This window comes from Demequina maris (assembly GCF_000971155.1).
Lineage (GTDB): Bacteria > Actinomycetota > Actinomycetes > Actinomycetales > Demequinaceae > Demequina > Demequina maris.
The window spans coordinates 291,610-312,651 of record NZ_BBLX01000002.1 but is presented as its reverse complement, the minus strand read 5'-3'; the positions used below and the strand labels follow the sequence as shown (position 1 = coordinate 312,651).

23 protein-coding genes and 1 riboswitch are annotated in these 21,042 nt (G+C 73.7%); of the genes, 18 read left to right on the top strand and 5 right to left on the bottom strand.

Going from position 1 to position 21,042, the window contains the following annotated elements:
- Positions 1–52: 52 nt before the first annotated feature.
- Entirely contained in the window at positions 53–919 is an 867-nt protein-coding gene (locus tag AOM02_RS03725; RefSeq protein ID WP_062296777.1) for a carbohydrate-binding protein, read from the bottom strand.
- A gap of 107 nt (positions 920–1,026) precedes the next feature.
- Between AOM02_RS03725 and AOM02_RS03720 the strand changes: the two genes are divergently transcribed.
- Entirely contained in the window at positions 1,027–1,707 is a 681-nt protein-coding gene (locus tag AOM02_RS03720; RefSeq protein ID WP_062296775.1) for an SOS response-associated peptidase, read from the top strand.
- Between the two features lie 116 nt (positions 1,708–1,823).
- Here AOM02_RS03720 and AOM02_RS03715 read toward each other — a convergent pair whose 3' ends face one another.
- Positions 1,824–2,672 (bottom strand): biotin--[acetyl-CoA-carboxylase] ligase, encoded by an 849-nt coding sequence (locus AOM02_RS03715; RefSeq protein ID WP_082104852.1) that lies wholly within the window; start codon positions 2,670–2,672, stop codon positions 1,824–1,826.
- 49 nt (positions 2,673–2,721) lie between these two features.
- Here AOM02_RS03715 and AOM02_RS03710 point away from each other — a divergent pair, with 49 nt between their 5' ends.
- The 8 genes from AOM02_RS03710 to AOM02_RS03675 are packed head-to-tail and all read left to right on the top strand — an operon-like array spanning position 2,722 to position 8,520.
- The gene (locus AOM02_RS03710) at positions 2,722–4,302 is read left to right on the top strand and encodes an acyl-CoA carboxylase subunit beta (protein WP_062296773.1); all 1,581 of its coding nucleotides are present in this window, start codon (positions 2,722–2,724) and stop codon (positions 4,300–4,302) included.
- Positions 4,299–4,541 carry an acyl-CoA carboxylase epsilon subunit gene (locus AOM02_RS14445; protein ID WP_062296771.1) on the top strand — a complete coding sequence of 81 codons (243 nt, stop codon included), beginning with the start codon at positions 4,299–4,301 and terminating at the stop codon, positions 4,539–4,541. Before AOM02_RS03710 ends, AOM02_RS14445 begins: the two co-directional genes overlap by 4 nt.
- A gap of 1 nt (position 4,542) precedes the next feature.
- Complete coding sequence (locus AOM02_RS03700; RefSeq protein ID WP_062296769.1) at positions 4,543–5,169, top strand: SanA/YdcF family protein; 627 nt, start codon at positions 4,543–4,545, stop codon at positions 5,167–5,169.
- Between the two features lie 7 nt (positions 5,170–5,176).
- The gene (locus AOM02_RS03695) at positions 5,177–5,779 is read left to right on the top strand and encodes a SanA/YdcF family protein (RefSeq protein WP_062296767.1); all 603 of its coding nucleotides are present in this window, start codon (positions 5,177–5,179) and stop codon (positions 5,777–5,779) included.
- A gap of 50 nt (positions 5,780–5,829) precedes the next feature.
- Positions 5,830–6,165, top strand: a complete 336-nt coding sequence (locus AOM02_RS14050; RefSeq protein ID WP_228373763.1) for a hypothetical protein — start codon at positions 5,830–5,832, stop codon at positions 6,163–6,165.
- A gap of 44 nt (positions 6,166–6,209) precedes the next feature.
- Entirely contained in the window at positions 6,210–6,431 is a 222-nt protein-coding gene (locus tag AOM02_RS03685; RefSeq protein ID WP_062296765.1) for a FeoA family protein, read from the top strand.
- Positions 6,428–8,311, top strand: coding sequence for a ferrous iron transporter B (feoB, locus tag AOM02_RS03680; protein WP_062296762.1), 1,884 nt, complete (start codon positions 6,428–6,430; stop codon positions 8,309–8,311). The genes AOM02_RS03685 and feoB overlap by 4 nt, the downstream gene beginning before the upstream one ends.
- Entirely contained in the window at positions 8,308–8,520 is a 213-nt protein-coding gene (locus tag AOM02_RS03675) for a hypothetical protein (protein WP_062296760.1), read from the top strand. The genes feoB and AOM02_RS03675 overlap by 4 nt, the downstream gene beginning before the upstream one ends.
- Before the next feature lie 13 nt (positions 8,521–8,533).
- On the opposite strand, the gene AOM02_RS03670 is transcribed toward AOM02_RS03675, so the two are convergent.
- The gene (locus tag AOM02_RS03670) at positions 8,534–8,983 is read right to left on the bottom strand and encodes a MarR family winged helix-turn-helix transcriptional regulator (RefSeq protein ID WP_062296758.1); all 450 of its coding nucleotides are present in this window, start codon (positions 8,981–8,983) and stop codon (positions 8,534–8,536) included.
- Between the two features lie 143 nt (positions 8,984–9,126).
- Here AOM02_RS03670 and AOM02_RS03665 point away from each other — a divergent pair, with 143 nt between their 5' ends.
- From AOM02_RS03665 to efeB, 6 genes are all read left to right on the top strand, one after another.
- Entirely contained in the window at positions 9,127–9,345 is a 219-nt protein-coding gene (locus AOM02_RS03665) for a helix-hairpin-helix domain-containing protein (protein WP_062296757.1), read from the top strand.
- Positions 9,346–9,354: 9 nt separating this feature from the next.
- Positions 9,355–9,996: a Maf family protein gene (locus AOM02_RS03660; RefSeq protein WP_062296754.1), complete on the top strand. Its 642-nt coding sequence runs from the start codon at positions 9,355–9,357 to the stop codon at positions 9,994–9,996.
- 182 nt (positions 9,997–10,178) lie between these two features.
- Complete coding sequence (locus AOM02_RS03655) at positions 10,179–11,987, top strand: acetyl/propionyl/methylcrotonyl-CoA carboxylase subunit alpha (protein ID WP_156156063.1); 1,809 nt, start codon at positions 10,179–10,181, stop codon at positions 11,985–11,987.
- Positions 11,988–12,304: 317 nt separating this feature from the next.
- Positions 12,305–13,168 carry an iron uptake transporter permease EfeU gene (gene efeU / locus AOM02_RS03650; RefSeq protein ID WP_062296753.1) on the top strand — a complete coding sequence of 288 codons (864 nt, stop codon included), beginning with the start codon at positions 12,305–12,307 and terminating at the stop codon, positions 13,166–13,168.
- A gap of 43 nt (positions 13,169–13,211) precedes the next feature.
- Positions 13,212–14,384: an iron uptake system protein EfeO gene (efeO, locus tag AOM02_RS03645; RefSeq protein ID WP_062296752.1), complete on the top strand. Its 1,173-nt coding sequence runs from the start codon at positions 13,212–13,214 to the stop codon at positions 14,382–14,384.
- Between the two features lie 10 nt (positions 14,385–14,394).
- Positions 14,395–15,759, top strand: a complete 1,365-nt coding sequence (efeB, locus tag AOM02_RS03640; protein ID WP_082099597.1) for an iron uptake transporter deferrochelatase/peroxidase subunit — start codon at positions 14,395–14,397, stop codon at positions 15,757–15,759.
- On the opposite strand, the gene AOM02_RS03635 is transcribed toward efeB, so the two are convergent.
- Positions 15,756–17,147, bottom strand: coding sequence for an NAD(P)H-quinone dehydrogenase (locus AOM02_RS03635; RefSeq protein WP_062296750.1), 1,392 nt, complete (start codon positions 17,145–17,147; stop codon positions 15,756–15,758). The two genes, efeB and AOM02_RS03635, sit on opposite strands and share 4 nt — an antisense overlap.
- Positions 17,148–17,257: 110 nt before the next feature.
- On the opposite strand from AOM02_RS03635, the gene AOM02_RS03630 reads away from it, so the two are divergent.
- Positions 17,258–18,055 carry a purine-nucleoside phosphorylase gene (locus tag AOM02_RS03630; protein WP_062296748.1) on the top strand — a complete coding sequence of 266 codons (798 nt, stop codon included), beginning with the start codon at positions 17,258–17,260 and terminating at the stop codon, positions 18,053–18,055.
- Positions 18,055–19,761, top strand: coding sequence for a phospho-sugar mutase (locus tag AOM02_RS03625; RefSeq protein WP_062296746.1), 1,707 nt, complete (start codon positions 18,055–18,057; stop codon positions 19,759–19,761). The genes AOM02_RS03630 and AOM02_RS03625 overlap by 1 nt, the downstream gene beginning before the upstream one ends.
- 156 nt (positions 19,762–19,917) lie before the next feature.
- Here AOM02_RS03625 and deoC read toward each other — a convergent pair whose 3' ends face one another.
- A complete protein-coding gene (gene deoC / locus AOM02_RS03620; RefSeq protein ID WP_062296744.1) occupies positions 19,918–20,589 on the bottom strand; it encodes a deoxyribose-phosphate aldolase in 672 nt (223 codons plus the stop codon).
- 59 nt (positions 20,590–20,648) lie between these two features.
- A riboswitch (guanidine-III (ykkC-III) riboswitch) is annotated at positions 20,649–20,714 on the top strand.
- A 10-nt stretch (positions 20,715–20,724) separates the two neighbouring features.
- Here deoC and AOM02_RS03615 point away from each other — a divergent pair.
- Positions 20,725–21,039, top strand: a complete 315-nt coding sequence (locus AOM02_RS03615) for a DMT family transporter (protein ID WP_062296742.1) — start codon at positions 20,725–20,727, stop codon at positions 21,037–21,039.
- The last annotated feature ends 3 nt before the right edge of the window (positions 21,040–21,042 follow it).

Here is a 21,042-nt window from a genome sequence, read left to right as displayed (position 1 = left end):
AAAGGACAAGGGCTGTGGAGAAGGAAAGCGCTGGCAGGAGGCCGGATCGGGGTCAGGAGCCGCCGTGCTGGAGGGTTCCGCGGGGCTCGAACGCCGGGTCCGGGGTCACGATGATCGCGTCGATCTGCGAGTCGGGCTCGCGCGCCTGGAGCTCGATGGTGTGCGTGCCGGGGTCGAGCCGCAGCTGCAACGGATCGCACGTGTGAACGCGGACGGTGCCGCGGCAGCGGAGGCTGACCTGGTCCCACTCCCACTGCCGGTAGATGACGTCCTCGCCGTCGTGGAAGTCCCAGACGTTGCCGGCCTTGACGTCGGAGCCATCGACGAACGCGTTGCTCCCGTCGACCAGCACGAAGAAGTTGTTGCTCTCGTTGGCGTCCTCGGCGGTCACCGTCGCGGGCTGCCGCACGCGCCCCCACACGAAGTAGGTGCCGCCCTGCACCTCGACCTCGAAGCTCGCCGAACCGACGCGCCCCTCCGTCGCCGCGATGTACTCGCCGCCCGAGGCCTTGCCGTCCTCGAACACCTCGAAGCTGGCGGTGAGCGCGCCGTTCTCGGCCTCGAACTGGCCGCCGTCCGCGGTCGCGGTGGAGGCCTCCTCGCTCGGGCTGGGCGTCGGGGTCGGGGTCGGGGTCGGGTTCGGGGTGACGCTCACCGCGGGCTCGCTGGCCGTCGGGGTGGCGCTGGCGCTCGCGCCGGCGTCGAGCTCGGCCGGCCACCACGGCGTGAACGGGAAGGCCACGAGCGCCAGGCCCGCGAGCGCCATGATGAGCCCCGGCGGCCCCGAGAAGCTCACGAGTGGCGACTTCGCCTCCGAGGTCTCGGCCGCGCCCGGGGGCTGACGACGCACGAGCAGCCACACGCCGAGCGCCATCGTGCCGACGCCGACGATGAGGACCACGACCTGCCCCAAGGTCACCCCTCGACCATACGCCGATCAGGGCGAACACCCTAGAGAACGCCCGGATCGGGCGGGATCCACGATCACCCGGGCGCGCGCCGCCGCCTCGTGCCTACCCTGGGGGCATGTGCGGCCGCTACGCCAACTTCCTCACCGAGCAGGAGCTCGTCGACGCCTTCGAGATCGCCGTGATCGCGGACGATGCGAGGCTCGCCCCGCGCTACAACATCGGGCCGATGCAGGACACCTCGATCGTGGTCGCGCGCAAGGAGGAGGGCCGCTCGCTCGAGCTCGCCAAGTGGGGGCTCGTGCCGTCGTGGGCCAAGGACCCGGCGATCGGCTCGCGCATGTTCAACGCGCGCTCCGAGACCGTCGCCGAGAAGCCGTCGTTCCGCTCCGCCTTCGCCAAGCGCCGCTGCCTCGTGCCCGCGTCCGGCTACTTCGAGTGGAAGACCATCGAGGGCGTGAAGACGCCGTACTTCATCCACACCGAGGACGGCTCGCCCCTCGCCTTCGCGGGCCTGTTCGAGTTCTGGCGCGACAAGGCGCTGGGGGACGATGCGCCGTGGCTGGCGACGTGCTCGATCGTGACCACCGCCTCGCGCGGGGACATGCAGGAGATCCACGACCGCCAACCGGTCATGCTCCTGGGGGACGAGGCCGACGCATGGCTCGACCACGACTCGAGCAAGGACGACCTCTTCGCGGCCATCGCGTCCCCCGAGCCCGCGCTCGTGTGGCACGAGGTGGACCGGGCGGTCGGGAACATCCGTAACCAGGGCGAGGAGCTCGTGGCGCCGGTGTGAGGCGACACTGATCTACCCCTGAGGCGCAGGGATCTCCCGAAAGCGACCACCATCTACCACTTGCGGGGTGGGTGGGGCGGACTGGGGTGGGGTGGGGTGGGGCGGGGCGGGGCGGCTCAGCCGCGGCGGACGCGGACGTCGCCGGCGAGCAGCACCTTCTCCTCGCCGCTCACGGTGCGCACCACGAGCGCGCCGCCCTCGGTGAGCGCGACCGCACGCCCCGCGACGGGCGGACCGGAGGGCACGTCGACCGCGACGTCCCAGCCCAGCGTCGCGGTGACCTGCTCGACAGCGGCGCGCGGGTGGTCCCCGCCGGCGTCCCACACGGACACGGCGCCGGAGAGCTCGGCCGCGAGCGCCCGCAGCAGCGCCACGCGGTCCAGCGAGGTGGCGCCCAGCGAGGCGAGCGAGGCGGCGTGCGGCACCGGCAGCTCGGACGCGGCCTGCGAGACGTTGATGCCGATGCCGGCGACGATCGCGTCCTGACCGGGCACGGTCTCGCACAGGATGCCGACCGCCTTGCGCCACCGCCCCCAGCCGGGGATCTCGCGCGCGCCGGCCTCGACCACCACGTCGTTGGGCCACTTGAGCCACGCGCCCACGCCCAGGCGGCGCAGCGCGCGCACGGTCGCCAGTCCCACGACGAGCGGCGCCCACCCGTAGTCCTCGCGCGCGACGTGCTGGGGCCGGAGCAGGAACGATGCGGTGAGGGCCGCCCCCTGGGGCGTCACCCACGCGCGTCCCGCGCGGCCGCGGCCGGCGGTCTGGTGGTCCGCGACGATGGCCGACAGGTGCGGCCACGCGTCGGGTTCCGCTCCCGCGACTGACAGCAGGCGCGTGTTGGTCGACGGCGACGAGGGCACCACCAAGAGGCGCGCGAGGGTTCCGGGCACCAGGTCCGCGAGCGCGGCCTCGGTGAGCGGGCGGCGCGATCGGGCGACGTCGTCGGCTCCTGGCGTGGTCACCGGGCTAGGCTATCGGGCAGTCCTGACCCCGAGGAGAACCGTGTCACCCATGAGGCCGACGAAGTCCACCGCGTCCGCGCTGGACGACCTGCGCAAGAAGGTCGACGCCGCCGTCACCGCCCCCGAGGCGACCGCGCAGGAGAAGCAGCACGCGCGCGGTAAGAAGACCGCCCGCGAGCGCATCGACCAGCTGCTGGACGAGGGCTCGTTCACCGAGCTCGACCGGCTCGCGCGGCACCGCTCCCGCAACTTCGGCCTCGACCGCAACCGCCCGTACGGGGACGGCGTGGTCACCGGCTACGGCACCATCGACGGCCGCCAGGTCGCCGTCTACTCGCAGGACTTCACGGTCTTCGGCGGCTCGCTGGGCGAGGTGCACGGGCAGAAGATCGCGAAGATCCAGGACTTCGCGCTGCGCACCGGCGTGCCGCTCATCGGCATCTCCGACGGCGGCGGCGCGCGCATCCAGGAGGGCGTGGCCGCCCTCACCCAGTTCGCGGAGATCTTCCGCCGCAACGTCGCGGCCTCGGGCGTGATCCCGCAGATCTCGATCATCCTCGGCCCCTCCGCGGGCGGGGCGGTCTACTCCCCCGCGCTCACCGACTTCATCGTGATGGCCGACGGCACCTCGCAGATGTTCATCACCGGCCCGGACGTCATCAAGTCCGTCACCGGCGAGAACGTCACGTTCGAGGAGCTCGGCGGCGGCCAGGCGCACAACGTGAAGTCGGGCGTCGCGCACTACCTCGCGCAGGACGAGGACGACGCGATCGAGTACGTCCAGCACCTGATCCAGTTCCTGCCGCAGAACAACCTCACCGACGCCCCCACGTGGGACGCCGAGGCGGACCTCGAGGTCACCGACGAGGACCTCGCGCTCGACACGCTCGTCCCGGACAGCGACAACCAGCCCTACGACATGACGTCGCTCATCGAGGCCGTGGTCGACGACGGCGAGTTCCTCGAGGTGCAGCCGCTGTTCGCCCCCAACGTCGTGGTCGGCTTCGGCCACGTCGAGGGCCACTCGGTCGGCATCGTCGCGAACCAGCCCATGCAGATGGCCGGCACCCTCGACATCAACGCCTCCGAGAAGGCCGCGCGCTTCGTGCGCACGTGCGACTCGTTCAACATCCCGATCATCACGCTCGTCGACGTCCCGGGTTTCCTGCCCGGCGTGAGCCAGGAGCACCAGGGCATCATCCGCCGCGGCGCCAAGCTCATCTACGCGTACGCGGAGGCGACCGTCCCGCTCGTCACGGTGATCACCCGCAAGGCCTACGGCGGCGCGTACATCGTCATGGCGTCCAAGCAGCTGGGCGCGGACGTCAACCTCGCGTGGCCCACCGCGCAGATCGCGGTCATGGGCGCCGGCGGCGCGGTCAACATCCTGCACCGCCGCACGCTCGCGGACGTCGAGTCCAAGGGCGGCGACGTCGAGGCGGAGCGCCAGGCGCTCGTCGAGGACTACGAGGACCGCATCGTGAACCCGTACGACGCGGCCGACCGCGGCTACGTCGACGCCGTCATCGAGCCATCCGCGACCCGCGCCGAGATCGTCAAGGCGCTGCGGGCGCTGCGCACCAAGCGCGCCGCCCTGCCGCCCAAGAAGCATGGGAACATCCCGCTGTGACCGAGGATGCGCTCAGCGCCGCCGCCGGCCTGCGGGTGGTGCGCGGCACCCCCGACGAGGCCGAGCTGGCGGCCCTGGTCGCGGCCGCGGCCGTCATGGCCTCCGCGGCGGGGGACGATGCGGAGGAGCCCGGCAGCCCCCGCTCGGCCTGGATGGACCGCTCGCGCACGCTGCGCGGCTACCGCGGACCGCTCCCCCTCGCGCGCGGCGGCTCCGCGTGGCGCCACTCGCTGCGCTGAGATGGCGAGGACGCGGCTGGACCGCCGGCACCGGTGGAAGGTCGCGCTGCTCGTCGCCGTCCCCACGCTGATCGCGGCGCCGTGGACGGTGGTGACCGCGCAGACGTCCGCGGCCGTGCATCCCGCGGCCTCGCAAGGCTTCGACCACGCGGACGCCGCGCTCGTCCTGGGCGCCCGCGTCTACGCCGACGGCACGCCGTCGCCGTACCTGCGCGACCGAGTCGCGATCGGGGTCGCGCTCTACAAGGCAGGCCTGGTCGACAGCCTGCTCATGAGCGGCGACGCGCACGACTCCTCGGGCTACGGCGAGCCGACGGTCATGCGCGGCCTCGCCGAGGAGATGGGCGTGCCCGCGGACGCGATCATCGAGGACCCCGACGGCGTCGACACCTACTCGTCGTGCGCGCGTGCCCACGACGTCTATGGCGTGGGATCGGTGATCGTCGCGACCCAGCAGTTCCACGTCGCGCGCGCCGTGTGGCTGTGCGACGAGTCCGGGATCGAGGCGCAGGGCGCCTACCCGCCGCCCACCAACACGACCCACACGCTGTACGGGCACGCGCGGGAGGTGCCGGCCGTCGCGAAGGCGATGGCCGACCTCGCGCGGGGCAGGACGCCTGCGGGATGATGCCCCGGTGAAGAGGCTGCTCCCCCTGGCCGCCGCGGCCCTCGCCGCGCCGCAGGCCTACGCCCGCGTCTCCGCACGCGGCGCCATGCACCCGGCGGACGATGCGGCGCTGCGTCCCGCCGACGCGGCCCTGGTCCTCGGCGCACGCGTGTGGCCCGACGGCCGGCCGTCGCGTTTCCTGCGCCAGCGGGTCGAGGCGGGCGCCGCGCTCTACCACCGCGGGCTCGTGCCGCTGCTGGTCCTCACCGGCGCGGAGCACAACCGCGAAGGCCTCGACGAGACCGAGGCGATGGAGCGGACCGCGCTCGAGCTGGGCGTGCCCGAGTCGGCGCTGGTGCGCGACGGCTCGGGCCACGACACGCGTGCCTCGGCCAGGAACGCCAAGGACACACTGGGGCTGGGCAGCGTGATCGTGTGCACCCAGGAGTTCCACGTGCCGCGCGCGATGTGGCTGTGCCGCAGCGTCGGGCTCGACGTCCAGGGCGCCTACCCGCCCGTGCTCGCGCGCCGTCACACCGCGATCGGCTACGTGCGGGAGCTGCCGGCGACGTGGAAGGCCGCGCTCGAGATCGGCCGCGACACCCTGCGCCCGCACGACGCCCCGCGCTGATCCCCCGGCACCGCCTGGCACCTCGCGCGTCCATGCGCGACGATGGACCCATGCCCTCGAAGTGGTCGATCGCGTCGGAGGACTCGTTCCTGTCGATCGCCAGCCGCGGATCGACGCTGTCGATCCTGTCGGTGGGCAGCGTCGCGTCGATCGGCTCGATCGGCTCCGCCTTCTCCGCGTTCAGCATCGCCAGCACGGCGAGCCTCGGCTCCGCGATGTCGTTCGCGTCGCGCGGCACCCTGATGGCCTCGCGCGCCCCGGGGGACGTGATGGGCGCCCCGCGGCCGGGGCCCGCGGGCCGGTGGGCGCTCGCGCAGGGCGCGCTCGTCGTCGGCCTCGCGGCGCTCGCCGTGCTCGGCGCGCGTCGCTCCCGCACCCGCGCGTAACAGGCAATTAGGCAAGGCTCGCCTCACCGAATTACCATCGATCCGTGCTGCTCGACTCGATCTCCACCGGCGCCGTGGTCCGCGTGCGCTCCATCAGCGCCGAGGCGCCCATCGCGCTGCGCCTCCGGGAGATGGGGCTGCGCCCCGGCACGCGCATCCGCATCGCGGGCCGCGCCGCCTCGGGCGCGCGGGTCGTCGCCATCTCCGGCGCCCGCATCGCGGTCGACCGCCAGACGTCGAGCCTCATCGAGGTCGAGCCCGCATGACCGCCACCACCCGCACCGCATCGGTCCTGCTCGTCGGCAACCCCAACGTCGGCAAGTCGACGCTGTTCAACCACCTCACCGGCGCCCGCCAGCGCGTGGTGAACGCGCCCGGCACCACCATCGGCCTCGCGGAGGGCACCTGGCGCGCGGGGGACGTCGACGTCACGCTCGTCGACCTGCCCGGCACCTACTCGCTGATCGCGCGCTCGCCCGACGAGCAGGTCGCGGCCGACGCCGTGGCCGACGCGGGTCACGACCTCGCGGTCGTCGTGCTCGACGCGACGGCGCTGAGCCGCTCGCTCTACGTGCTCGGCCAGGTCGCGCGCGCGGGCCGACCGGTGGTCGCGGCGCTCACCATGACCGACCTCGCGGAGGCGCGGGGGCTGCGCCCCGACCACGACGCGCTGGCGGAGGCGCTCGGCGTGCCCGTGGTCGAGGTCAACGGCCGCACCGGCGCGGGCGCGCGGATGCTCGCCGGCACCGTCGAGGAGGCGCTGCTCACGCGCCCGCACGTGACCGGCATCGTCCCCCGCCCGCCGGACCACGTGCTCGGCGACGAGCTCGCGCACGCGCAGCAGCTCTTCGACTGGATCGAGGGCGTGACCGACGCTGCGCTGTCGCCCGAGGAGCCGCGCGAGACCTTCTCCGACCGCATCGACAAGGTGCTGCTCAACCCGTGGGCCGGCGTGCCCGTGTTCCTCGCCGTCATCTGGGCGGTCTTCCAGCTCACCACCGCCGTGGCGGCGCCGCTCATGGACGGTGCGGCCGCCATCGTCGACGGGCCGATCACCGGCGCCGCGACCTGGCTGCTCGAGGCGCTGCGCGCGCCTGCGTGGCTCGAGTCGTTCGCGATCGGCGGCCTCATCGCCGGCGTGGGCGCGGTGGTGTCCTTCATCCCGCTGATGGCGATCATGTTCGCGTCCGTGACGATCCTGGAGTCGAGCGGCTACCTCGCGCGCGTCGCGGTGGTCGCGGACCGGGCGATGCGCGCCGTCGGCCTCGACGGGCGCGCGATGCTGCCGCTGATCGTCGGCTTCGGGTGCAACGTGCCGGCGCTGTCGGCGACCGCGGTGCTGCCGCACGCGCGCCAGCGCCTGCTCACGGGCCTGATGGTGCCGCTCACGACGTGCACCGCGCGCCTCACGGTCTACCTGCTGCTCGCGCAGACCTTCTTCCCCGGCAACGCGGGCACCGTGGTGTTCGCCATGTACCTCGTGTCGATCGCGCTGGTCGTGCTGTTCGGGCTCGCCGCACGGCGGACCGCGCTGCGCGACGTCCAGCCGGAGCCGCTCATCATCGCCCTGCCGGACTACCAGTGGCCGCACCTGCGCACGCTCGGGCTGGGCGTGTGGACGCGCGTCGTGTCCTTCGTCCGCAAGGCCGGCAGCGTGATCATGGTCGCGGTCGCGGTGCTGTGGGTGCTGCAGGCGATCCCGGTGCGCGGCGGCCACGACCTCGCCGACGTGCCCGTGCAGGACTCGGTCTACGGCGCCACCGCCACGGCGATCGCGCCCGCGCTCGCGCCGATGGGCCTCGACGACTGGCACATCGCGGCGTCGCTGGTGTCCGGCGTCGCGGCGAAGGAGGTCACCGTCGGGGCGCTCGCGCAGTCGTACGCGCTCGAGGACCCGGGCTCCGGATCGACCGAGACGCTCGGCGCCCAGGTGCGCGCGACCGTCGAGGAGACCTCGGGCGGCGCGGCCGGTGCGGCCGGGCTGGCGTTCATGATCTTCGTGCTCGCGTACCTGCCGTGCCTCGCGACGCTCGCCGAGCAGCGCCGCCTGTACGGCTGGCGCTGGACCGCCGGCGCGGCGGGCGCGCAGCTCGCGATGGCGTACGTGCTCGCGACCGCTGTCTTCCAGGTGGGGAGGCTGCTGTGACGGGCGTGTTCGGCGCGGTGATGGAGCGCCTCGCGGCGGGCGACAGCCCGCGCGCGGCGGCCCGCGCGCTCGGCATCCCGCTCGATCTCGCCGAGACCGTCGCCGCGGAGGGCGAGCGCTTCGGGCTCGTCATCCGGGCGGGCGCCGCGTGCGGCACGTGCGTGCCCGGCGACTCCCCCGCGTGCGCGGGCTGCCCGATCGCGCGCTGAGCGAGCGGTCCGCTCAGACCTCGGCGCGCGCCTTGTCGAGGCCCTCGAGCATCGTCTCGAGCAGCCCTCGCGCCTGCTCGAGCTGCGCGTCGTCCAACGCCTCGAGCTGACGACGACGCTGCACCCGCGCGTCGCCCACGACCTCGCCGGCGAGCTCGCGGCCCATCGGCGTGAGGGTGAGGCGGCGGATGCGGCGGTCGATCGGGTCCTCGTGGCGCTCGAACAGGCCCCGCTGGACCATGCGCTGCACGATGCCCGTCGCGACCGAGGGATGCACGCCCACGGCGTCCGCGAGGTCCGTGGTGGTGCAGCCGTCCTCGGCATAGAGGATCACCAGCGCGCGGAACTGGTGCAGCGTGAGCCCCAGGCTCGACACCGTCTCAGCCGTGCGCGGCACGGATCTCCGGAGGAACACGACCAGGGCGTCGGTCGCGGCCTCCAACAGCTCGTCACGCTCTCCCATGATGTCCCCCCATCCCCAAATGTTCACGCAATCCTCACTATACCGACGTTATTCAGGCGTTTCGCCCGACCCGCCAGCGGAGAGGAACCTCGCGAGGATCTCGCGCGGCCGCGGGCGCGCGACGCGGTGAGAGGATTCCTCCCATGGAGGACCCCACGCCGCTCCCGCGTGAGATCGGCCGCCCGGCGACCGGCGCGCTCGCCGGCGAGGGCATCACGACGCTCGAGGGCGTGTCGCGGCTCAGCCGCCGTGAGCTGCTCGCCCTGCATGGCGTCGGACCCAAGGCCGTGCGCATCCTCGAGGAGCACCTCGCGGCGCACGGGCTCGCGCTCGCGCCCGGTGCCGGCGTCGACGGCGGCTAGGCTCGCCGCATGCCGGTCCCCCTCGTCCTCGCCTCGCAGTCGCCCGCCCGCCTCTCGACGCTGCGGTCCGCCGGCGTGGAGCCGCGCGTCATCGTCAGCGCCGTGGACGAGGACGCCGCGCTCGAGGCCGCGCGCGTCGAGCACGAGGCCGCCGGGTGGGGCCCGCTCGAGCCGGACGATGCGGTGCTCGTGCTCGCGCGCGCCAAGGCGGTGACCGTGGCCGAGCTCCACGACACCGAGGCGATCGTGCTCGGCTGCGACTCGATGCTCGAGCTCGACGGCGAGATCCTCGGCAAGCCCGCGGACGCCGCCGACGCGATCGCCCGCTGGCGCACGATGCGCGGCCGCACGGGCGTCCTGCACACGGGCCACTGGCTCGTCGACGACCGCGAGGACGGCACGGGCGGCACGCTCGGCGCCACGTCCTCGACCGTGGTGCGCTTCGCGCGGCTCACCGACGCGGAGATCGAGGCGTACGTGGCCACCGGCGAGCCGCTGCGCGTCGCCGGCGCGTTCACCGTCGACGGCCTCGGCGGCCCGTACGTCGAGGCGATCGAGGGCGACTACCACGGCGTGGTCGGCGTGAGCCTGCCGCTGCTGCGCGGCCTCCTTGCGGAGCTCGAGGTGGCCTTCCACGAGCTCCGCGGCTGACCCGAGCCGCCCGTCGTTTGTAGAGGCGATACAACCTACGACCGCGTAGGCGCGCATCGTCCCGCGTTTCCTTGTCGATACCCGACAAGAGGCGGGCCGTGCGCTTAGAGCCGTGCACAGACTTAGGTCCCGGGACCCCGACGCGCCGGGGAGCGCCCGGAACCCCGCGCTACGGTTTCGGGGTGACTGCCTTCTCCTCCGTGCTCATCGCCAACCGCGGCGAGATCGCCGTCCGCATCATCCGCGCCTGCGCGGACGCGGGCCTGCGATCCGTGGCGGTGTACGCGGACCCGGACCGCGACGCCCCGCACGTGTCCCTCGCCGACGAGGCGTACGCGCTCGGCGGCTCCACCGCCCGCGAGACCTACCTCGACATCGCGAAGATCGTCGACGCCGCGCGCCGCTCGGGCGCCGAGGCGGTCCACCCGGGCTACGGCTTCCTCGCCGAGAACTCCGACTTCGCCCGCGCGGTGATCGACGCGGGCCTGACGTGGATCGGCCCCTCCCCCGAGGCGATCGACGGGCTCGGCGACAAGGTCAGCGCGCGCCACATCGCGCAGCGCGCCGGCGCCCCGCTCGTGCCCGGCACCCCGGACCCCGTCGAGACGGCCGACGAGGTCGTGGCGTTCGCCCAGGAGCACGGCCTGCCGGTCGCCATCAAGGCGGCGTTCGGCGGCGGCGGCCGCGGCCTCAAGGTCGCCCGCACGCTCGAGGAGATCCCCGAGCTGTTCGACTCCGCCACGCGCGAGGCGGTCGCCGCCTTCGGCCGCGGCGAGTGCTTCGTGGAGCGCTTCCTCGACAAGCCGCGCCACGTGGAGACCCAGTGCCTCGCCGACGTGCACGGCAACGTCCGCGTCGTGTCGACCCGCGACTGCTCGCTGCAGCGCCGCCACCAGAAGCTCGTCGAGGAGGCCCCCGCGCCGTACCTCACGGACGTGCAGAACGCCCGCCTGATCGAGGCCTCCGAGGCGATCCTCCAGGAGGCCGGCTACCAGGGCGCCGGCACGTGCGAGTTCCTCGTGGGCTCGGACGGCACCATCAGCTTCCTCGAGGTCAACACCCGCCTCCAGGTGGAGCACCCCGTGACCGAGGAGGTCACCGGCGTGGACCTCGTGCTCGAGCAGTTCCGCATCGCCGCGGGCGGCTCGATCGCGCACCTCCACCCCGAGACGCGCGGCCACTCGATCGAGTTCCGCATCAACGGCGAGGACCCGGCCCAGAACTTCATGCCGGCGCCCGGCCGCCTCACCGCGCTGCGCTTCCCGTCGGGGCCGGGCGTGCGCGTCGACGCGGGCGTCGCCGAGGGCGACACCGTGTCCGGCAACTTCGACTCGATGATCGCCAAGGTCATCATCACCGGCGCGACCCGCGACCAGGCGCTCGCCCGCGCCCGCCGCGCGCTCGCCGAGATGACCGTCGAGGGCATCCCCACGGTCCTGCCGTTCCACCGCGCCGTGCTCGACGCGCCGCAGTTCACCGCGATCGACGGCTTCGCCGTCTACACGACCTGGATCGAGTCGGAGTTCGCGGAGACCGTCGCCGGGCTCGCCCCGTCGACGCCGTCGGCGGACGATGCGGAGGCCGAGGCCACCGAGCGCGTCGTCGTCGAGGTCGGCGGCAAGCGCCTCGAGGTGGTCCTGCCCGCGTCGCTGGCCCAGGCGGGCCGCGCCAACGCGCGCAAGCAGGGTCGCCGCCCGATGCGCCGGTCCGGCAACGGCGCCGCGCGCGCCGGCGGCAGCGGCACGACGCTCGCCTCCCCCATGCAGGGCACGATCGTCAAGGTCGCCGTCGAGGAGGGCGCCACCGTCGCCGAGGGCGACCTCGTGGTGGTGCTCGAGGCGATGAAGATGGAGCAGCCGCTCACCGCGCACCGCGCGGGAGTGGTGCGCGCGCTCGCCGCGGGCGTGGGCGTCGGCGTCTCCGCCGGCACCGTCATCTGCGACATCGTGGACGTCGAGGTCGAGGTGGCGGTCGAGGCCGCCGAGGGCTGACCCCGCCCCCACCCCCGGTTCGGAAGTCACACCTCTGACGGCCGGTGGTCGACGACGCCCGCACGATGCGCGCCTCACCTGTCGCCAGATGTGTGACTTGCGGCGGTGGCGGCCGCCTCGGCAGGGCCGCCGCTACCCCGCCTTTCGGCCCGCCCGCCCGGCCCGCGCATCGTCCACCTGCCAGGCGCTTCGCTGCGCCCGCGGCGAATTACGCAACAGCGTCGTTCGCTATATTTGACAGGTCTCGCGACGAGCCAATACGCTCGCGTCAGCACGGGTAAGGCCTGCCTTACCGTCCCCGATCGGAAGGCTCCACCATGCTCGCGAACTACCTCATCGGCCTGCGCGAGGGCCTCGAGGCCGCGCTCGTCGTGAGCATCCTGGTCGCGTACCTCGTCCGCACCGACCGTCGCGGGCTGCTGCGCCAGGTCTGGTTCGGCGTCGGCGTCGCCGCGGGCGTCTCGATCGGCGTCGGCGCGATCCTCACGCTCGGCCCCCAGGGCCTGAGCTTCGAGGCGCAGGAGGCGATCGGCGGCGGCCTCTCGATCGTGGCCGTCGGCCTCATCACCTGGATGATCTTCTGGATGGGCAAGACCGCCCGCCACCTCAAGGGCCACCTCGAGAACGCGCTCGAGAACGCGATCGCCGTCGGCAAGGGCGCCGTCGTCGCGATGGCGCTGCTCGCGGTGGGCCGCGAGGGCCTCGAGACCGCGCTGTTCCTGTGGGCCGGCATCACCGCCGCCGGGTCGACCTGGGTGCCGATCGTGGGCGCCTCGCTCGGCATCGCGACCGCCGTGGGCCTCGGCTTCCTCATGTACAAGGGCGCGGTGAAGGTCAACCTGCGCGTGTTCTTCCAGTGGACCGGCGTCTTCCTCATCCTCGTCGCCGGCGGCGTGCTCGCGTACGGCGTCCACGACCTGCAGGAGGCCGGCATCCTGCCCGGCCTCAACACCCTGGCCTTCGACATCTCCGGAGCGGTGCCCGCCGGCTCGGTGCACGGCACGCTCCTCAAGGGAATCTTCAACATCTCGCCGCAGACGACGGTCCTCGAGGCCGTCGCGTGGGTCGCCTACGTGGTGCCCGTGATGTGGCTCTTCGTGCGCATGGCGTTCCGCTCCGGCCCGCCGCGCCCCCAGCCCGCGCCGGCCGCCTCGCGCGACCTCGCCGCCGCCGGCGCCTGACACCCGTCCCACTCCCCGATCCCCACGACAGGTAAGGAAACCCATGCCTCGCCCTGCCCTCGCACGCCCGCTCGCCGCGTCCGGCGCCGTCCTCGCGGCCCTCGCGGCCCTCGCGCTGAGCGCGTGCGTCCCCAACGCCTCCGCCGACGACGCGACCATCGCCGTCGACTCGAGCGCCGACGCGTGCGACGTCGCGACCACCGAGGTGCCGTCCGGCACCGTGGTGTTCGACGTCACGAACACCGGTGACGATGTCACCGAGTTCTACCTGCTCGCCTCGGACGGCCTGCGCATCATCTCGGAGGTCGAGAACGTGGGGCCGGGCATCACCCGCCAGCTCGTCGTGCAGGTGCCCGCGGGCGACTACCTCACCGCGTGCAAGCCCGGCATGACCGGCGACGGCATCCAGGCCGCCTTCACCGTCACCGACTCCGGCGACGACGTCTTCTCCGGCGACAACGCCGAGCGCCTCGCCGCCGCGGGCGACCAGTACCTCCTCTACGTTCGCGACCAGATCCAGACGCTCGAGGACAAGACCGCCGCGTTCCTCGCCGCCTACACCACGGGTGACGACGACGAGGCCCGCGCGCTCTACGCCGACGCGCGCGTCCACTGGGAGCGCATCGAGCCCGTCGCGGAGTCGTTCGGCGACCTCGACCCGATGATGGACGCCCGCGAGGCGGACCTCGCCGAGGGCGAGGAGTGGACCGGCTGGCACCGCATCGAGAAGAACCTGTGGCCGCCGGCCGAGGGCTACGACGTCACCGCCGACGAGCGCCAGGAGCTCGCGGACAAGCTCGCCGCCGACACCGCCGAGCTCGCCGCGCGCGTCAACGCCGAGGACTTCGCGATCGACGCCTTCCAGGTGGGCAACGGCGCGAAGGAGCTGCTCGACGAGGTGGCCGCCGGCAAGATCACCGGCGAGGAGGAGATCTGGTCGCACACCGACCTGTGGGACTTCCAGGCCAACGTCGATGGCGCCGCGGTCGCGTTCGGCGTCCTCCGCGACGTCACCCTCGAGTCCGACCCCGACCTCGTCGAGGAGCTCGACTCGCGCTTCGCCGAGCTGAACGAGCTGCTCGCGCAGTACGGCTCGATCGAGGACGGCTTCGTGCTCTACACCGACCTCACCGAGGACCAGATCGTCGAGCTCGCGCGCTCGGTCGACGCCCTCGGCGAGCCCCTCTCGCGCCTCACGGCCGCGGCGGTCCTCTAAGGTTCCCCGCATGACCGAGCAGGACCACCAGGCCGCCCCCGCCCCCTCCGTCGAGGAGGGCGGGGGCGCGCCCGCGCCCGTCCCCGGGGACGATGCGGCGGTCGCCGCCGACGCTCCCCGCACGGGCGTCTCGCGACGCGCCGTGCTGGGCACCGCCGGCGCGGTCGCGGGCGCCGCGGCCCTCACCGCGGGCGGCTTCGCCGCCGGCCGGGCCACCGCGGACCCGCTGCAGCAGAACGCCTACGACTTCTTCGGCGCGCACCAGAGCGGCATCGTCACGCCGCAGCAGGACCGCCTCCACTTCGCGGCCTTCGACATCACCACCGACTCCCGGGCGCGCGTGATCTCGCTGCTGCGCCGCTGGTCCGAGGCCGCCGCGCGGCTCATGACCGGCTCGGAGCTCGGCTCGGGCGCCGCGGGCGGCGCGTACGCCGCCCCGCCGGACGACACGGGCGAGGCGCTCGGCCTGCCCGCCTCCGGCCTCACCATCACGTTCGGCTTCGGGCCGGGCCTGTTCGACGACCGCTTCGGGCTGGCGTCGAAGCGGCCCGCGCAGCTCATCGACCTGCCCAGGTTCTCGGGCGACACCCTCGAGGAGCGGTTCACCGGCGGCGACCTGTGCATCCAGGCCTGCGCCGACGACCCGCAGGTCGCGGTCCACGCGATCCGCAACCTCTCGCGCCTCGCGTTCGGCGACGCCGCGATCCGGTGGTCGCAGCTGGGCTTCGGGCGCACCTCCTCCACCACGCGCGCGCAGCAGACGCCGCGCAACTTCATGGGCTTCAAGGACGGCACCGCCAACCTGCGCGCCGAGGACACCGAGCTCGTCGACCGCTGGGTGTGGGCCGATGCGGCGGACGGGCAGGCCTGGATGGCCGGCGGCTCGTACCTGGTCGCGCGCCGCATCCGCATCCTCGCGGAGATCTGGGACCGCACGTCGCTGCAGCAGCAGGAGCAGGACGTGGGCCGGACCAAGGGCTCCGGCGCCCCGCTGTCGGGCGGCACCGAGTTCACCGAGCCCGACTTCACGGTCGAGGGCCGCGACGGCGAGCCGCTGATCCGGCCCACGTCGCACGTGGCGCTCGCGCACCCGTCCGCGCACGGCGGCGCCAGGATGATGCGCCGCGGCTACAACTTCACCGACGGCGCCGACGACCTGGGTCGCCTCGACGCGGGTCTGTTCTTCCTCGCGTACGTGCGCGATCCCGAGACGCAGTTCGTGCCGGTCCAGAACGCGCTGTCGAGCTCGGACGTCATGACGATCGAGTACCTGCGCACCACCGGCTCCGCGCTGTTCGCGATCCCGCCGGGCCTGCCCGCCGGATCCGTGCTGGGCTCCGACGGGGCGTACGTGGGCCAGGAGCTGTTCGCCTAGCCCTTGCGGGGGTCCTCCATGCGGTGCAGGCGGCGCGCGGCCTCCGCGATCGTGCCCGTGAGCGACGGGTAGACCGTGAAGGCGTCGGCGACGTCGTCGACCGTGAGGTGGTGGGCGACCGCGAGGGACAGCGGGAAGATGTGCTCGCCGGCCCGCGGCGCGACGATCACGGCGCCGAAGACCTGACCCGTCACCGTGTGGCCGAAGACCTTGACGAAGCCCTCGTCGATGCCGAGCATCTTCGCTCGCGGGTTGCGCGCGAGGTCGAGGGTCGACACCTCGTAGAACAGGCCGCGCTCCTTGAGCTCGGCCTCGCTGGCGCCCACCGAGGCGATCTCGGGCACGGTGAACACGTTGGACGCGACCAGCCCCAGGTCGAGCGGGGTGACCGCGTCGCCGAGCGCGTGCGCCATCGCGATGCGGCCCTGCGTCGCCGCCACGGAGGCGAGCGGCAGCACGCCGGTGCAGTCGCCGGCCGCGTAGACGCCGCGCGCGGTGGTGCGGCTCACGCGGTCCACGCGGATGAGGCCGCGGTCGTCGAGCTCGACGCCCGCCTCCTCGAGCCCCAGGCCCTCGGTGTTGGGCACCGAGCCGACCGCCATGAGCGCGTGCGAGCCCTCGAGCACCGTGCCGTCCTCGAGCGTGACGCGCACGCCGTCGGCCGTGCGTGCGACGGAGGCGGCGCGGCCGCCGACGAGGTGCATGCCGCGGTCGCGGAACACCTGGGTGAGGTGCGCCGAGGCGTCGGGGTCCTCGCGCGCGAGCACGCGGTCCTTCGACGCGACGAGCGTGACCTCGGCGCCCAGCAGGCGGTACGCGCCGGCGAACTCGGCGCCGGTGACGCCCGAGCCGACGACGATGAGGTGCTCGGGCAGCTCGTCGAGGTCGTACAGCTGGGTCCACGTGAGGATCCGCTCGCCGTCCGGCTCGCAGCCGGGCACCACGCGCGGGCGCGCGCCCACAGCGAGCAGCACCGCGTCCGCCTCGAGGCGCTCGTCGCCCACCACCACGGTGTGCGGCCCGTCGAGGCGGGCCTCGCCCGCGACCACGCGGACGCCGTTGCGCTCGAGCCGGGCGCCGATGTCGCCGGACTGCTTGCGCACGAGCGCCTTGACGCGCGAGTTCACCTGGCCCATGTCGACGGTGAGGTCGCGCGCGATCTCGTCGCCGTCGTGGCGACGGATCCCGAGCTCGGACGCGCGCCCGGCGATGGTGAGCCACTCGGCGGTGGCGATGACGGTCTTGGAGGGGACGACGTCGGTGAGGACGGCATTGCCGCCGAGGCCGTGACGCTCGATCAGCGTCACCTCCGCCCCGGCCTTGACGGCCACCAGCGCCGCCTCATAGCCGCCCGGACCGCCGCCGACGATGACGACGCGAGGGGACATGGCCCCATTCAACCGCACGCGGGACGATGCGCCGGTCCCCGCGCATCGTCCGCGGTCCCGGGCGCCTCTCCCGCCCTGCCCCGGGCGGGCGCGACGGCTAGGCTCGACGCATGACTTCTGCCACCGAGTTCGCCGCGGAGGCCGCGGCCACCCTCGCCGCCGCGACCGGCGTCGACCACCACGACATCGCCCTCGTCCTGGGCTCCGGATGGGGCGGCGCGGCCGACCTCATCGGCGAGGAGGTCGCGCGGATCGACGCGACCGACATCCCGGGCTTCGACGCCCACGTGGTGCCGGGCCACCACCCGGTGTTCCGCTCGCTCGTCACCCCGCACGGCAAGCGCGTGCTGGTGCTCGGCGCGCGCCAGCACTTCTACCAGGTGCGGGACGCCGCCAAGGTCGCGCACGCGATCCGCATGTCCGCCGCCGCGGGCTGCACGCAGCTCGTGCTCACCAACGGCTGCGGCTCGACCCGCCCCGAGGTGGGCCCCGGGTCGGTGGTGCTCCTGGAGGACCACATCAACTTCACGGGAGCGACTCCGCTCGAGGGCGCGACGTTCGTCGACATGAGCCAGGTGTACTCGCCGCGGCTGCGCGACATCGCGCGCGGCATCGACGGCGACCTGGTCGACGGCATCTACATCCAGTTCACGGGCCCGCAGTACGAGACGCCCGCCGAGGTGCGCATGGCCGCGACGCTGGGCGCGAACCTCGTGGGTATGTCGACCGTGCTCGAGGCCATCGCGGCGCGTGAGGCGGGCATGGAGACCCTGGGCCTGTCGCTCGTCACCAACCTCGCCGCGGGCATCGGCGGCGACACGCTGGACCACCAGGAGGTGCTCGACACGGGCCGCGAGGCGGGGCCCCGCATCTCCGCGCTGCTCGCCGCGATCGTGAGGGAGATGTGATGGAGGAGCTGCTGGCCCGGGCCGAGGCCTGGATCGAGGACGACCCGGACGACGTCACCCGCGAGGAGCTCACCGGCGTGCTCGAGGCCGCCGTGGCCGGCTCCGCCGACGCGCTCGCCGACCTGGAGGACCGCTTCGCGGGCTTCCTCGAGTTCGGCACCGCGGGCCTGCGCGGCCGCATCGGCGCGGGCCCGAACCGCATGAACCGCGCGGTGGTCATCCGGGCGGCCGCGGGCCTGGCGCGCTACCTCACCGACGCGCTCGCGGAGCTGGGCGTCGAGGGCCCGGCGCGCGTCGCGATCGGCTACGACGCGCGGCACGGCTCGCACGCGTTCGCGCTCGACACGGCCGCGGTGATGACCGCCGCCGGGCACGAGGCGCTGCTGCTCCCCCGCACCCTGCCCACCCCGGTGCTCGCGTTCGCGACGCGCCTGCTCGACGCCGACGCGGGCGTCATGGTGACGGCCTCGCACAACCCGCCCCAGGACAACGGCTACAAGGTCTACCTGGGTGGACGCGTGGTCACGGACGAGGGTCAGGGCGCGCAGATCGTGCCGCCGTACGATGCGGCGATCGCGTCCCGCATCGCCGCCGTCCCCGCGGTCGCCGCGGTGCCGCGCGCGACCGAGGGCTGGCGCGTCCTGGGCGAGGGCGTGGTCGACGACTACGTCGCGCAGGTCGCGGAGCTCGGCGGCGAGGTCGCCCCGGTGGCCGAGCGCCGGGCCGCCACGCGCATCGTCCTCACCCCGCTGCACGGCGTGGGCGGAGAGACCGTGGAGCGCGTGCTGCGCGCCGCGGGCTTCACCGACGTCCACACCGTCGCGGAGCAGGCCGAGCCCGACCCGGACTTCCCCACCGTCGACTTCCCCAACCCGGAGGAGAAGGGCGCGATCGACCTCGCCCTCGCCCTCGCGACCTCGGTGGGCGCCGACGTGGTCATCGCGAACGACCCCGACGCGGACCGCTGCGCGGTCGCCACCGTGATCGACGGGTCCTGGACCATGCTCCACGGCGACGTCGTGGGCTCGCTGCTGGGCGAGCGCATCGCCTCGTCGACGCCCGCGGGCGCGCACGTGCTGGCCAACTCGATCGTGTCCTCGCAGCAACTGGGCGCGATCGCGGAGGCGCACGGGCTCGGGCACGCGAACACCCTGACCGGCTTCAAGTGGATCGGGCGCACGCCGCGCATGGTCTTCGGCTACGAGGAGGCGCTGGGCTACTGCGTCGCGCCCGACCTGGTGCGCGACAAGGACGGCGTCTCCGCGGCGCTGCTCATGGCGGACTTCGTGTCCGAGCTCAAGGCCGGCGGGCGGACGCTGGCCGACGCGATCGACGACCTCGCCCGCGCGTACGGCGTGTACCTCACGTCCCAGGTGTCGGCGCGGTACGCGGACCTCGCGGAGATCCCGGCCACGATGTCGCGGCTCATGTCCGCGCCCCCGGCCACGCTCGCCGGCTCGCCCGTGGTGGCGACCGACGACATGTCGGAGGGCTTCCGCGGGCTGCCCGGCACGACGGGCCTGCACCTCGCGGCCGAGTCCGGCGCGCGCGTGATCGTGCGGCCGTCCGGCACCGAGCCGAAGGTCAAGGCGTACCTCGAGGTCATCGTGCCGGTCGAGGGCGACGACGTGGCGGCGGCCAAGGCGGCCGCGGCGACCACGATGGAGCTGCTGAGGGCCGATGTGACGGTGGCGCTGGGGATCTAAGGGCTGCCAGCCCGCACCCTCCGCCCCGCCGGTGATCCCGCCGGCGGGGCGGGCGTATCCCCGGCGCACCACCAGCGGTACCGGAGACGCGGAACGCCCGCGGTTCCGCACCATGAGCGGTACCGCGGGCGTCGACAGGTGGATCTGCGGCGCGGGTCAGTAGGACCCGGTGGCCTCCGCGCCGTCAAGGACGGCTGCGGTGCCGGAGAGGCCCAGGCGCGTGGCGCCGGCCTCGATCATCGCGACTGCGGCGTCCCACGTGCGGATGCCGCCCGAGGCCTTGACGCCCAGGCGCCCGCCCACGGTCTCCGCCATCAGCCGCACGGCCTCGACGGACGCGCCGCCCGCGGGGTGGAAGCCGGTGGAGGTCTTCACGAAGTCCGCGCCGGCGGCCTCGGAGGCGCGGCACGCGCCGACGATCGCCTCGTCGGTGAGCGCGGCGGACTCGATGATCACCTTGAGGATCTTGCCCGCGGGCACGGCCGCGCGGACCGCGGCGACATCGGCCTGGACCGCGTCGAAATCGCCCGCGAGCGCGGCGGCGATGTCGATCACCATGTCGACCTCGTCGGCGCCCTGCTCGATCGACAGCGCGGCCTCGGCGGCCTTGATGGACGACTGGTGCTTGCCCGACGGGAAGCCGCACACCGTGGCGACGGCGAGGCCCTCGGGGGTGCTCACGGGGAGCATCGACGGCGAGACGCACACGGAGAACACGCCGAGCTCGGCGCCCTCCGCGATGAGCGCCTCGACGTCCGCGGGGGTCGCCTCGGGCTTGAGGAGGGTGTGGTCGACGTACTGGGCCAGCTCGGCACGGGTGAGAGTCATGGGACCAGCCTAGGCCGCGCACGGGTTTGCCACCCGCCGGGGGACGTGAGACCCTCGGGCCAGAGCCCGCTCCGCGGCTCCCGGACGAGGGTGACGTACCCGGCCACGCGACAAGACGTCACACGGGAGCACGCCATGTCATGGGCCATCCTCATCCTGTCCGGGATCCTCGAGGCCGTCTGGGCCACCGCGCTGGGCCGCAGCGACGGCTTCACCCGTCCCCTGCCGACCACCGTGTTCGCGGTCGCACTGGCCGCGAGCATGGCCGGTCTCGCGTACGCCATGCGCGGCCTCCCGGTCGGCACGGCGTACGCGGTGTGGGTCGGCATCGGCGCCGCGCTGACGGTCGGCTACGCGATGTTCACGGGCGCCGAGAGCGCGAGCCTGCTGCGCATCGTCCTCATCCTCGGCATCGTCGGCTGCGTCGTGGGCCTCAAGCTCGCGCACTGAGGC